The following is a 12,332-nucleotide window of genomic DNA, read 5'->3' on the forward strand; positions in this document are numbered from 1 at the left end:
ATGCCGAGGCGGGTTGCGAAGTCAGGTGCGGCGGCGCGCAGCGATTCACCATCACGTCAATGGTTCCAGTAAAAGCGATGTCTCCACGATTATTTATTTCCAACGACATGAGCCGTATTGATCACAACTCTTCGGTCGCAGCCTGCATGTTCGCCGCATCATCGTTCTGCCTGCGGCGTCTTCCGGTGACTGGGAGAGTTCGGTCGCGCTCCCCGCCTCAATGGACTTCGAGGTCTGCCATGGAACGCTTCGTCCACCGCGAAAATCTGGCGCACTATCGACGGCTGCTGGCCGAGCCTGACGTGGCGGATGATCCGATTCGACACCAAATGCTTATCCGGCTGCTGGCCGAAGAGACAGCCACTGAAGCGAAGCATGATCATGATGGAAACGGGGCGACTTGAAGGTCATCATCGATGACGTCCGGCCGCACGAAGAACAAGAATCCAAGCCGAATCTTCCAGGCCCTGGGCGTCAGCGGCGCATTCCAGTTCAGGCCTGTTCTGCCGTCGCGAGCCGGAGGCCGGACAGCAACAACTCGCGTTGCCCGGGATCACCATACAGCAGTCCAATCTTGAGCCACTGCCCGCCGGGAACAATGCCGTGGCGGGCCGCGAAGTCACGCGCGTCGGCAAGACGGCCCATATGTGCGTAACAGGCGGCGAGGAACCAGATCGTCATCGCATTGCTCGGCAACTCGTGAAACGAGGCCTCCAGAGCGTCGGCGGCCTGATCGAAGCGCCGTTGCCAGAAACGGCAAATGCCGATGCCGGTCAGATGAAAGGCCCGCCGCGAGGCGCGCGGGTCGAGCCGCAGCGACATCTCGAAATGCTCGATCGCGACATCGGCTTCACCGGCGACGGTCCGGATCCAGCCGCTCCATAGCCAGCCGAAGGCGTGGCTCGGATTACGCGCCAACGCGCCATCGACCCATGGCTTCAGGAGGTTGGCGTCTTCGCCGAGATTCAACAAGGCGCCGGCGGCACTGGTGACGCTCAGGGGGTCGCCGGGTGCGGCTTCGCGAGCCCGTCGCGCCAGCGTCCTGCCCTGCTCGCTTTCGACCGTGGCGTCGCCCCAGCCGTTGAGGAAATTCTGCGAATGACAAAGCGCCAGCGACGCCAGCGCCGGTCCGTACTTCGGATCGCGTTCGATCGCCTGCCCGAGCAGGACGATGGCGCGTGCGATCGGCTCGCGCGCCCACGCCCGTATCAGCGGCAGCGCACGCAGGTACAGATCGTACGACGTCAGGTCCGCGGTGGGACGCTCCAGCGCGCGGATGATTTCGGTATCCAGCAGCAGGGGATCGATCACTCCCGCCACGCTGGAGGCGACCTTGTCCTGCAGCTCGAACACGTCGTCCATCGGGCCATCGAATTTCTCGGCCCACAAATGCGAGCCGGTCTCGGCCTCGATCAGCTGCCCGGTTATGCGCAGCGTCGAGCCGGCCTTTCGCACGCTGCCCTCCAGCACGTAGCGCACGCCGAGCTCGCGTCCGACCTGCCTGATGTCGATCGTCCTGCCCTTGTAGGTGAACGAGGAATTGCGCGCGATCACGAACAGCGACTTGAAGCGCGCCAGCGCGGTCGTGATATCCTCCACCAGACCGTCGGCAAAATATTCCTGCTCTGGATCGCCGCCCATGTTCTCGAACGGCAGCACCGCGATCGAGGGCATGTCGGGAAGCACGGGCGCCTGAGCCTGGCTCGCCGCGCTTTGCGCGCCCAGCCTGACCCGCCATGCCCGAACCGGCTCGGCAATGTTCTTCAGCAGTTGCGGCCCAAGGTCGTCGCAGACGATTTCGAACCTGCCGCGGGTTTCCCGGCAGGCACTCTCCGACAGGCAGATACCGCCCGGCTCGGCAATGCTCTGCAGCCGCACGGCGATATTGACGCTGTCGCCGAAGATGTCGTCTTCATCGAAAATAATATCACCGACATGAATGCCGATCCGGAACTCGATCCTTCGATCCGGCGGCACGGCCGCATTTTGCTCGGCGATTCCCCCCTGCAGTTCGACGGCGCTGCGCAACGCATCGACGGCGCTGGCAAACTCGACCAGCAGACGGTCGCCGCTGGCCTTGATGGTGCGGCTGTGATGCGCGGCCAAGGCGGGCTCGACCAGGGCCTTCCTGACTGCCTTCAGCCGGGCCAGCGTGCCTTCGTCATCGGCAGCCATCAGGCGGTCATAGCCGGCGACCTCCGCCGCCAGCACCGCCGCCAATCGTCGCTGTAACTGCGCGCCGGTCAAGGATGCCCCAAAAGTCAGTGACGGCTCGGAGGTTTCAAGCCATGGCTGGCCCAGGCTACAGCCGCGGGCCAACAATCAGAGTGAAAAGTCCGCTTCCATCCCGGTAACCTGCCTCCCGGCGTCTCACCACCAACTGCCCTAGTTACCCGAAAAGGCATTGCCGCTCCGAACCGAGCAAGTTGGCGAACCCGTGCTGACTGAATCGATGACATACATCGTACCGTCTGGTCCGCGGCGGCTTATCTTGGCACCACCTGACTTGGCGTCGATAACGGACAACGTGCAACTCGAAAACCCGGGATCGAAGGTTGCGACGTATTGCCGGGCGCCGCTGGCGAAGGCTTCCGTTCCGACGAGACGATTGCCGTCGAGTCGCACCGAGCCCTTTGAGCTTCCTTCTCCGGGGCCTTTGTCAGCGCTGCGCGCGGCGCCCCTCCGGCCGGAAGACTTGACCTCCATGCGCAGAAAAGTGCGGCCAGCGGTGCTGATGTAAACCACGCGCGTATTGATGTTGGAGAAACTGACGGCAGTACCGTCGGCCCTCGTTCCGCTACCCGAGGTGCTCCACGACATCGTGACAGTCTTGTCCAATAGACCTTGTGGCGCACAGAGCGCCGGACTGGTTCCCAAAGCGGCGATCATCGCGGTACACAAGAAAAAGAAACGCGCCATGAAATACTCCATTCAACTCCGATAAAGCAACAAGCTACCGGCCGGACTTCAAGTTTGCAACGGACCGGGGCCGTTCAGTCCAGCAGCCTATCGCGTTCCCCGGAGCGCTTCCAAGACCGCTGCCGGTGTGTTGTGTCAATCGCGCCCCGACTATTCACAGTATGTTCGACCGTTGAATTGAAAGCATTTCGCCGCACCGGCCGCTGGTCGTGAATACGGCGAGGCAACTTTCGACACCTTTGTCGCCGGCTTCCTGTGATGTCTTGAAACCGACGGCGGCAAACACAAACGACTGGTGTCCTGGTCCGTCACAATAGTCCAGACCATGCGCGTACCTTCGAGCCGGCAACTCAGCATCAGCGTTGGCCGCAGGCAGATCGAGGCGCCTTCGGAATATTGCTTGCTCTCGTAGACGCAGACGTCGGCAACTTGTGCATAAAGCAACGAAGGCGAGGCCAGGCAAAGCGTTGCAGCGATCGAACAGGCACCGAAATGCGAGCTGACTTTCATGACATCCTCGAGGTTATTCAAAAAACAGCCGACCGGAATGGCTTGCCTTCGTGGAGGGACTTTTTGCGAAACCAGCGCGCCGTTCAAAGTCGTTAAAAATCCATCTCACGTTCGCCGGCAGTCTTTCCGGCGCCAATGATTCGCCGTAATATGCTAGACGACCGATCCTTCCTGAAGTCTCCTTGTTTGCATATATTTCCACAGGTTGACACCCGATTGTTCCGAGCGCTCCTGGCTTTCATCGATCCATGCCAGGCTTGGAGAAGGACGTTAACGTATGGTCTTCCAGCAATCGATCCTGGCTATCGCACTCACAGCAATAGCAACCGCCGCGGACGCTGCACCGCAGCAATTGATGAACAAAACAATTTCCGTAGCATTCAGCGTTTCCATTCCAGCCAGAAAGGTTGATGGAACGATTTTGACAACCAATCGCCAAACGTCCCGTCAGATCTACGTCAGCAGTCAGGGGCGGTTGTTCGTCAAGGTCATGCGGAGGGTCAAGGGAGCTGCCGAGGACAAGGAGATTGCCCCCGGCGGTGGCGGCGGAGACAATTTGCGTTTCGTCGGCGACAGAATCGTCGGCGTGCTGTCGCTGGGGAGCGGCGCCAGCCAGCTGACCATTTCATTCGATCCATCCTATCAAAGTTGCACAGCGAATCTGATTGTGGGAGCGCTAAGCGGAAAGCCAATTGTCTGGAAAGGCATCGACGGCAATACGTACACGTCCACCGGGAAACCCAGCGTTTCGACCCCGAGCTGTTCCATCAGCCAGGGCAATGCCTTCGCAAGCTGAATTCTCGTTCGCCTTTGCAGGCGGTTATCGGATGTCTCCCTCTGCCCACCGGTCTCATTCACAATAGGTCTTGCCGCTGAACGTAAAGCACTTGCCGCCACCTCCGCCCGATGCAGGGCGGCGCGCCGCAGGCTCGCGAGCCGCCGGCTCGCGGCGCGTCGCGGACTGCGGCCTGGCCGCCGCTTCAGGCTTTTTCTCGCAAGCTCCGCTGGAGTTCAGGAAAGAACCGCTGTCGCAGCCGATTTGAATACATCGGTCGCCATCGGCGCGCTGGCCTTTCTTGCAAGCGAGCGGACATACCCGCTCGGTCTTGCTGCGGACCTGATCGAGAGCATCCAAACTCGCCACCTGGACATTCAGTTTGGCCTGGGCATTCTTGTTGAACTGCTCGAGAGCGCCTTTTGAGGCATCGTTCCAGCTTCCATCGACATTACCCGGATCGCATCCGACACGCTTGAGATGGGCCTGCAGCAGCCGCGCAATATCGGCTTGATCCATTGGCGGGGCAGTCGGCACGACGGCAGTGCCGGGAGCGTTGGCGGGCGGTGACAGCGCGGCGATCTTGTCTCGCTCCAGCGCCGCCTCGCGTTTGGCCTGCTCGACCAGCTTTTGCGCATCGGCAACGGCCTGGCGTTTGGCTTCCTCGACCTGGCGCCGCGCGGCTTCCGCATCCTGCCGCGCGATCTCGACCTGGCGCTTGGCCTCTTCCAGCTGCTTTTTTGCATGCTCCGCAACCTGACGCCGCGCCTCGTCCAGTTCCTTCCTGGCCTGCTCCGAGATTTTCTGCTTCGCGTCGGAGGTTTGACGCGCGGTTTGCTCCTCCAACTGATTGCGGAAATCCTCGGCCTTCCTGGCAGCCTGTGCCTCGGCGTCCCGTCGCGCCTCGTCGGCCCTGGCGCGCATCTGCTCCGCCGCGATCAGCTTGCTGGTCTGCGCACGCGCCAGATCGGCGTACAGTCCGCTGCCGTGGGCGGCCAGGAATGAATCCCATGCCTGACGGGTGCCGATCTGGGCGGCGAGTTCATAGTCGGTCCGGGCGGCGGCTTCGGGATCGACGGGCTTCGATTTTTGCGGCACCAGGGACACTGTCTCCCCGCCCAATGAGCCGTAAACGAATGGTTCCTGGCGATACGCGGTACTCTTCAGGACGTCATCGCGGACGCGACCGAACGCCAGCCGGAGATCCAGTCCCGGCTCGGCAATGTATTTGACCAGCGCGGAAGCGAAAGGGCTGTTTTCTCCGTCGCCATCGTTCGCCACCGCGCCAGCCTTGGCTGCGAACGCGACGAGCGTGTCGGACATCGAAGGTTCGATCTTCGCAAGCCCGCGTCCGATGGAACGGGTACTCACACTGCGTTTCATGGTCTTTGCAAACGGGTTATCGCGGCAGGCGTCGAGAATGACCAGCTTCAGTCGCTTGGCGCCATCGAGAGCTCTCAAAACCCGATCGAGCGATAACGTTTCATCCTCGACGTCGAAATCGCTCACCAGTTTTGCATCTGCCGGCACCAGGTAGTTCGTACCGTCAACCTCGATGCCATGTCCGGCGTAATAGACGACTGAAATATCAGCATCGCGGGAAATGTCGGAGAACTGGCGAATGGACCTGCGAAGGTCGGAAATTCCGAGGTCGCGACCACTTTCAATGACATCAAAGCCGGCTTGCCTGAACAACGCTCTCATTGCGTCCGCGTCTCTCGCCGGGTTCACCAATCGAGGGACCGACTGATACTTTGAGATGCCGATCACCAGCGCAACGCGCTTCTCAGCCAGCGCAGGTTGGCCGAGAAGCGCGGTCAACCCAAACATTAAAATGAAGCCCCCCAGAATGCGGCGCATCATGAAATTCCAAATCGACAATCGGACCACCCTATCATTCGATCCAATGATCGCAATGTTCGAGCGGCTCTGTGATTTTCATCACACAGTCAAATACACGCTACGGATATTAGACTAGCGCCGAAAACTCACGCCGCCATGGCCTAATCGAACCAAGGCCATTCTGCCGCCCCGTCATGGGTGACGGCGCCGCCGGGGGCCTGGCCGACCAGCCGGGCGTACTTTGCAAGCGTCCCGGCGCGATGCCGCGGGGGACGCTGTTTCCAGGCCTGCCGCCGCGCCGCGAATTCGGTGTCGCCGATCAGGAGGTCCATCTGGCGCGCGGCGGCGTCGATCCGGATGCGGTCGCCCTCCCGCACCAGCGCCAGCGGGCCGCCGATGAAGGCTTCGGGCGAGACATAGCCGATGCACATGCCCCGGGTCGCGCCGGAAAACCGGCCGTCGGTGATGAGGGCGACCTTCTCGCCCATGCCCTGCCCGTAGATCAGCGCGGTGACGCCGAGCATCTCGCGCATGCCGGGCCCGCCGACCGGGCCTTCGTTGCGGATCACCAGCACATCGCCGGCGGCGTATTTCCGGTTGCGGACGGCGTCGACGCAATGTTCCTCGTCCTCGAATACCCGCGCCGATCCTTCGAACACCAGGCTCTTCAGGCCCGCCACCTTGATGACCGCGCCGTCGGGGCAGAGATTGCCCTTGAGCACCGCGACGCCGCCGTCGGGCATGATCGGCCTGGCCGTGCTGTAGATGATCTCGCCGTCGGGCGCATTGGCCCCGCCATATTCTTCCGCGATGGTGCGGCCCGATATCGTCAGGCAGGAACCGTCGATGTGGCCGCTTTCGAGCAGCGCGCGGATCACCACCGCGGTGCCGCCGATATCGTAGACATCCTTGGCGGTGTATTTGCCGCCGGGGCGCAGATTGCCGATCAGCGGCGTGCGGGCAAACACCTCGCCGACATCGTCCAGCGTGAAGGCGATGCCGGCCTCGTTGGCGAGCGCCGGCAGATGCAGGGCGGCGTTGGTCGACCCGCCGGTGGCGGCGACGATGGCCGCACCATTCTCCAGCGCCTTGCGTGTCACGATCTCGCGCGGCAGCGGTCCGCCGCGCGCCAGCATCTGCATCACCAGCCGCCCGGCCTGGCGCGCGATCCGCGCGCGCTCGGCATAGACGCCCGGCACCATCGAGACGTTGGGCATGGTCAGCCCCATCGCCTCCGACACCATCGCCATGGTGTTGGCGGTGAACTGGCCGGCGCAGGCGCCGACGGTCGGCAGGCATGACCGCTCAATGCCTTCCAGCGTCGCCGCATCGATCTCGCCGGTCATGAAACCGCCGACCGCCTCGTAGGAATCCAGCACCGTGAGGGTTTTGCCCTCGAACCTTCCAGGCAGCGCGCTGCCGCCATAGATGAAGATCGACGGCACGTTGCAGCGGATCATGCCCATCATGACGCCGGGCAGCGTCTTGTCGCAGCCGCCGAAGCCGATCAGGGCGTCATAGGCAAGACCATGGACCACGGCCTCGATCGAGTCGGCGATCAGCTCGCGCGACACCAGCGAGAACTTCATGCCCTCGTGGTTCATGCTGATGCCGTCGGACACCGAAATGGTGGTGAATTCGCGCGGCGTGCCGCCGGCCTCGGCGATTCCCGCCTTGGCGGCGTCGACCTGGAAATCATGGGTCATGTTGCAGGGCGTCTGCTCGCCCTTCATGCTGACGACGCCGATCATCGGCTTTGCAATCGCGGCGTCGTCGAGCCCCATCGCGCGCATGAAGGCGCGGTGCGGCGCACGATCGAGGCCATCGGTCGTCACGCGGGATCGCGGCTTTTTCATGGGGTGCTCTTTCGTAAGATATAGATCTCGCGAACACGGCGCTCTTCCCTTCTCCCCTTGTGGGAGAAGGTGGCGCAGACGCAGTCCGCGCCGGATGAGGGGTTTCCATCCGCGGATGCAGACCCCTCACCCGTCTGCGATGCTTCGCATCGCAGCCACCCTCTCCCACAAGGGGAGAGGGCAAGAAAGGGCGACAATTGGATGGTGTCTCGCCCCTACTGCAGCGGCGCGACGATGGTCGGGTGCTTGAACTGCATGACGTCGAGCTTGGGCAGCATTCCGGTCTCGGCATAGATGTCGAGCATCTTCTGCATCGCCTGGAAGTTTGGCGCGGCGCCGGGATCCCGGCCGAAATCATTGTCCTTGAGCAGATAGGATTCCAGCACCGGGATCGGCGCCTTCAGCTGTTCGGAAACAACCTTCAGCGTTTCCTCGCGATTGGCCAGCGCCTTTTTCATGCCGGCGGTGATGTCTTTGACATAGGCCTTGACGGCATCCGGATTCTTGTCGACGAAGTCGGCCCGGCACGCTTCCAGAATGTGCACGATGTTGGGCATCGCCTCGGACAGCGCAAACAGTTTTCTTGTGCCGCCCTTGGCCTCGGCGCGCGCCGCGAAGGGCTGGTTCATGTTGACGGCATCGACGCGGCCCTGGCGCAGCGCGTCTTCGGACACCGCGAAGCCGACCTCGACCAGCTTGACGTCCGTGGCCGGGTCGAGCCCGTTCTTTTTCAGCAGCATGTTGAACGGCCCCTGGGTGCCGCCGCCGATCACCGAAATACCAATGGTCTTGCCCTTGAGATCGGCGATGGTCTTGATCGGGGAATCGTCCTTCACCGCCCAATACACCGAGAAGCCGCCGGGCTTTTCGAACACATGCTGGGCCACGATGTAGGCTTTCAGGCCGCCGCCGACCACGCCGTTCGACAGCGACAGCACCGCCTGGGTGGCGCAGTCGAGCGCGCCGGCAGCCAGCGCCTGCGTCATCGGCGCGGTGCCCTGGAATTGCGTCCATTCAACCTTGTAGTCCTTGCCGAGGCTGGGAAATTCCGCCGGCCGGCGCATCATCCAGTATTTCGACTCCTCGGCCGGGATGGTCCAGCCGACGCGGATGGTGGTTTGCGCCTGTGCTGCGCTGACGCCGGCCATCACGGCCGCCACCGCGCCCGCCGCCAAGATCCATTTCGAAGATACCCGCATCATCCCCACTCCATTTTTCCCTGACGCAGCCGCCACTGACTGCGCCAAGCCTTTCATGGTTCAAATGATCAGGCAAGCCGCCGGAAATCCGTCGGTGCGGTGCGATGGAGAAATCCATGGTAGAGCGCGCTGACCGGGCAACGCGCCCGAGATGGAGGCAGGAGAAACGGAATGGACAAGGCAAGCGGACCGCAGACCGAAAAACTCGGTTATCTCGGGCTCGGCCTGATGGGAATTCCGATGACGCGGCGGCTGCTGAACGCAGGCCACGACGTCACGGTCTGGAACCGGTCCCCCGGCAAAGTCGCCGGACTTGTCGAGGCCGGCGCGGCACCCGCCGCTACGCCGCGCGAAGTCGCAACGAAAGCCGACATTATTTTCATGTGCCTGCTCGATGCTTCCGCCGTGGAGCAAGTGGTGTTCGGTCCCGACGGCCTGGCTGGCACCGATGGCGCCGGCAAACTCGCAGTCGACTTCTCCTCGATCCATCCCGATGCGGCGCGCGCGATCGCGGCGCGACTGAAGCAAGCCAACGGCATGGGCTGGATCGATGCGCCGGTTTCCGGCGGCACCAAAGGCGCCGAGGAAGGCACGCTGGCGGTGATGGCCGGCGGCGATGCCGCCGATATCGAGCGGGTGCGGCCCTATGTGCTGGCGATGGCGCGGCGGCTGACGCATATGGGGCCGACCGGCGCCGGCCAGACCACCAAGCTGTGCAACCAGATCATTTCCGGATGCAGCATGGCGGTGCTGGCGGAGGCGACGCGGCTCGCCAGCAATGCCGGGATCGACGCCTCAAAGCTGCCGGAGGCATTGGCCGGCGGCTTTGCCGATTCCATTCCGCTGCAATTGTTCGTGCCGCGCATGGCGCAGGGCATTCACTCGCCGCCGCTCGGCCATATCGCCAGCATCCTGAAGGACCTCGATACCGTGGTCGAGGTGGCGCACGACACCTCGACGCCGGTGCCGATGACGGCGCTGGCCGCGCAACTGTTCAGGATGGCGAAGGCCGCGCGCGGCGCGGATGCCGATGCGCTGGAGATCTACAAGCTGTCGGAGAAAAGGAAGGAATGAGACCCAAAGATCGTCATTGCGAGCGCAGTGAAGCAATCCGGTTTTCTTGCAACGGATAGAAAGCTGGATTGCTTCGTCGCAAGCGCTCCTCGCAATGACGGCTGATGGGTCTGAAAAAAATTGCTAAAACAACCCCATGTACAGAACGGCTAGACTGGCGGGACGTATCCCGCCACAAGATATAGTACGCCGACCCCTCGCAAATCGGACGAGGCAAGCGCGATCCTACCGTTCCGCAAACGCCTTCTCTACCACGAACTGGCCGGGCTCGCCGTGATTGCCCTCGACAAAGCCCCTGGCCGACAGCAGCGCGCGGGTGTCGTGCACCAGCGCCGGGCTACCGCAGATCATGATGCGGTCATGTGCCGACTCCAGCGCGGCGAGGCCGATATCGCTGAACAGCTTGCCCGAACCGATCAGGTCGGTGATGCGGCCGCGGTTGCGGAAGGGATCGCGGGTCACGGTCGGATAATAGATCAGCTGGCTGCGGACGAGTTCGCCGATCAACTCGTCGTTCGGCAGTTTTTCCGTGATCATCTCGCCATAGGCGAGCTCGGCGACGCGGCGGCAGCCATGCAGCAGCACCACCTTTTCGAACCGATCGTAGGTCTCGGGATCCTTGATCACGCTGAGGAACGGCGCCAGCCCGGTGCCGGTGCCGATCAGATAGAGATTGCGGCCGTCTTCGAGATTGTCGATGACCAGCGTGCCGGTGGCCTTGCGGCTGACGATGATCTCGTCGCCCTCTCTCAGGTGCTGCAGCCGCGAGGTCAGCGGGCCGTCCGGCACCTTGATCGAGAAGAATTCCAGCCGGTCCTCGTAATTGGCGCTGGCGACGCTGTAGGCGCGCAGCAGCGGCTTCTCGCCGACCCTGAGCCCGATCATGGTGAACTCGCCGTTGCGGAAACGGAACGAGGGATCGCGGGTGGTGGTGAAGGAGAACAGCGTGTCGGTCCAGTGATGGACGCTGAGGACGCTTTCCTGATTGAAGTTGCTCATCTTGCCGATCCCGCGCCGGAGGGCCGATTGTGCCGCTCAATTCATTTGTATACATTCATTCGTATACGAATGAATAATCCGGCTTGATCCCGGCGTCAAGGCGCGGGCAAGATGGCGCCAGCGGCCCAGCGAAGGCATTGAACGAAAAGGAAAAACCCATGGCTCACGACGCCCCCCAGGCCGCCGGCCCGACCAAACTGTTGATCCGCAATATCGGGCTGCTGCTCTCGGGCGCGCTGGAAAAGCCGATCCTGGATGCCGACACCATCGTCGCCGTCAACGGCAGGATCACCGCGATCGGCAAGGCCGGGGATGTCGACACCGAGGGCGCCACCACGGTCGTCGACGCCATGGGCACTACCGTGGCGCCCGGCCTGATCGACAGCCATGTGCATCCCGTCGCCGGCGACTGGACCCCGCGGCAAAACCAGATCGGCTGGATCGACAGTTTTCTGCATGGCGGCGTCACCACCATGATTTCCGCCGGCGAGGTTCACATGCCCGGCCGGCCGCGCGACGTGGTCGGCCTCAAGGCGATGGCGATCTTCGCGCAGCGCTCGTTCTGGACGCTCCGGCCCGGCGGCGTGAAGGTGCATGCCGGCGCGCCTGTGATCGAATGCGAGATGGTCGAGGAGGATTTCAGGGAATTGGCCGCGGCGGGAGTCAAACTGCTCGGCGAAGTCGGGCTCGGCGGCGTCAAGGACGGCGCGACCGCGCGCAAGATGGTGGGATGGGCGCGCAAATACGGCATCCAGAGCACCATTCACACCGGCGGCCCGTCGATCCCCGGCTCCGGCCTGATCGGCGCCGACGTGGTGCTGGAGGCCGACACCGACGTGATCGGCCATATCAATGGCGGCCACACCGCCCTGCCCGACGACGAGATCCGCTGCATCTGCGAGGGCTGCAAGCGTGGCCTCGAACTGGTGCACAACGGCAATGAGCGCTCGGCGCTCTACACGTTGCGGATCGCGCGCGACATGGGCGACCTCAACCGCGTCATCCTCGGCACCGATTCGCCGGCCGGCTCCGGCGTGCAGCCACTCGGAATTTTACGCATGGTGTCGATGCTGTCGTCGCTCGGCGACGTGCCCGCCGAACTGGCGTTCTGCTTCGCCACCGGCAACACCGCGCGGATGCGCGAACTCGACTGCGGCC

The 12,332-nt window shown here is 62.9% G+C and carries 11 protein-coding genes; 4 read left to right on the forward strand and 7 right to left on the reverse strand.

The annotated features are described in order from the left end of the window. The first annotated feature begins 239 nt into the window (after positions 1-239). Positions 240-404, forward strand: coding sequence for a hypothetical protein (locus tag Q8N40_RS01460; RefSeq protein WP_305318336.1), 165 nt, complete (start codon positions 240-242; stop codon positions 402-404). A gap of 88 nt (positions 405-492) precedes the next feature. Here the strand turns inward: Q8N40_RS01460 and Q8N40_RS01465 are convergent, their stop codons facing one another. The 3 genes from Q8N40_RS01465 to Q8N40_RS01475 all read right to left on the reverse strand — a co-directional run bounded on the left by Q8N40_RS01465 (position 493) and on the right by Q8N40_RS01475 (position 3,516). After that, a complete protein-coding gene (locus Q8N40_RS01465; RefSeq protein WP_305710538.1) occupies positions 493-2,247 on the reverse strand; it encodes an adenylate/guanylate cyclase domain-containing protein in 1,755 nt (584 codons plus the stop codon). A gap of 138 nt (positions 2,248-2,385) precedes the next feature. Next, complete coding sequence (locus Q8N40_RS01470) at positions 2,386-2,919, reverse strand: hypothetical protein (RefSeq protein ID WP_305710539.1); 534 nt, start codon at positions 2,917-2,919, stop codon at positions 2,386-2,388. Positions 2,920-3,069: 150 nt separating this feature from the next. Further along, positions 3,070-3,516 carry a DUF1496 domain-containing protein gene (locus tag Q8N40_RS01475; protein WP_305710540.1) on the reverse strand — a complete coding sequence of 149 codons (447 nt, stop codon included), beginning with the start codon at positions 3,514-3,516 and terminating at the stop codon, positions 3,070-3,072. Between the two features lie 190 nt (positions 3,517-3,706). Here Q8N40_RS01475 and Q8N40_RS01480 point away from each other — a divergent pair, with 190 nt between their 5' ends. Continuing rightward, a complete protein-coding gene (locus Q8N40_RS01480; RefSeq protein ID WP_305710541.1) occupies positions 3,707-4,225 on the forward strand; it encodes a hypothetical protein in 519 nt (172 codons plus the stop codon). Between the two features lie 54 nt (positions 4,226-4,279). Here the strand turns inward: Q8N40_RS01480 and Q8N40_RS01485 are convergent, their stop codons facing one another. From Q8N40_RS01485 to Q8N40_RS01495, 3 genes are all read right to left on the reverse strand, one after another. After that, the gene (locus tag Q8N40_RS01485; protein ID WP_305710542.1) at positions 4,280-6,064 is read right to left on the reverse strand and encodes a caspase family protein; all 1,785 of its coding nucleotides are present in this window, start codon (positions 6,062-6,064) and stop codon (positions 4,280-4,282) included. A gap of 143 nt (positions 6,065-6,207) precedes the next feature. Beyond that, a complete protein-coding gene (ilvD, locus tag Q8N40_RS01490; RefSeq protein ID WP_305710543.1) occupies positions 6,208-7,902 on the reverse strand; it encodes a dihydroxy-acid dehydratase in 1,695 nt (564 codons plus the stop codon). A 215-nt stretch (positions 7,903-8,117) separates the two neighbouring features. Further along, entirely contained in the window at positions 8,118-9,104 is a 987-nt protein-coding gene (locus Q8N40_RS01495) for an ABC transporter substrate-binding protein (protein ID WP_305710544.1), read from the reverse strand. Positions 9,105-9,272: 168 nt separating this feature from the next. Between Q8N40_RS01495 and Q8N40_RS01500 the strand changes: the two genes are divergently transcribed. Beyond that, the gene (locus tag Q8N40_RS01500; protein WP_305710545.1) at positions 9,273-10,175 is read left to right on the forward strand and encodes an NAD(P)-dependent oxidoreductase; all 903 of its coding nucleotides are present in this window, start codon (positions 9,273-9,275) and stop codon (positions 10,173-10,175) included. A gap of 225 nt (positions 10,176-10,400) precedes the next feature. Here the strand turns inward: Q8N40_RS01500 and Q8N40_RS01505 are convergent, their stop codons facing one another. Then, positions 10,401-11,174: a ferredoxin--NADP reductase gene (locus Q8N40_RS01505; protein ID WP_305710546.1), complete on the reverse strand. Its 774-nt coding sequence runs from the start codon at positions 11,172-11,174 to the stop codon at positions 10,401-10,403. Between the two features lie 158 nt (positions 11,175-11,332). On the opposite strand from Q8N40_RS01505, the gene Q8N40_RS01510 reads away from it, so the two are divergent. Then, the coding region (locus tag Q8N40_RS01510; protein ID WP_305710547.1) for an Enamidase at positions 11,333-12,332 on the forward strand (1,000 nt) is incomplete at its 3' end.

The sequence above is a fragment of the Bradyrhizobium sp. genome (genome assembly GCF_030693485.1).
In the GTDB taxonomy this organism is placed as follows: Bacteria; Pseudomonadota; Alphaproteobacteria; order Rhizobiales; family Xanthobacteraceae; genus Bradyrhizobium.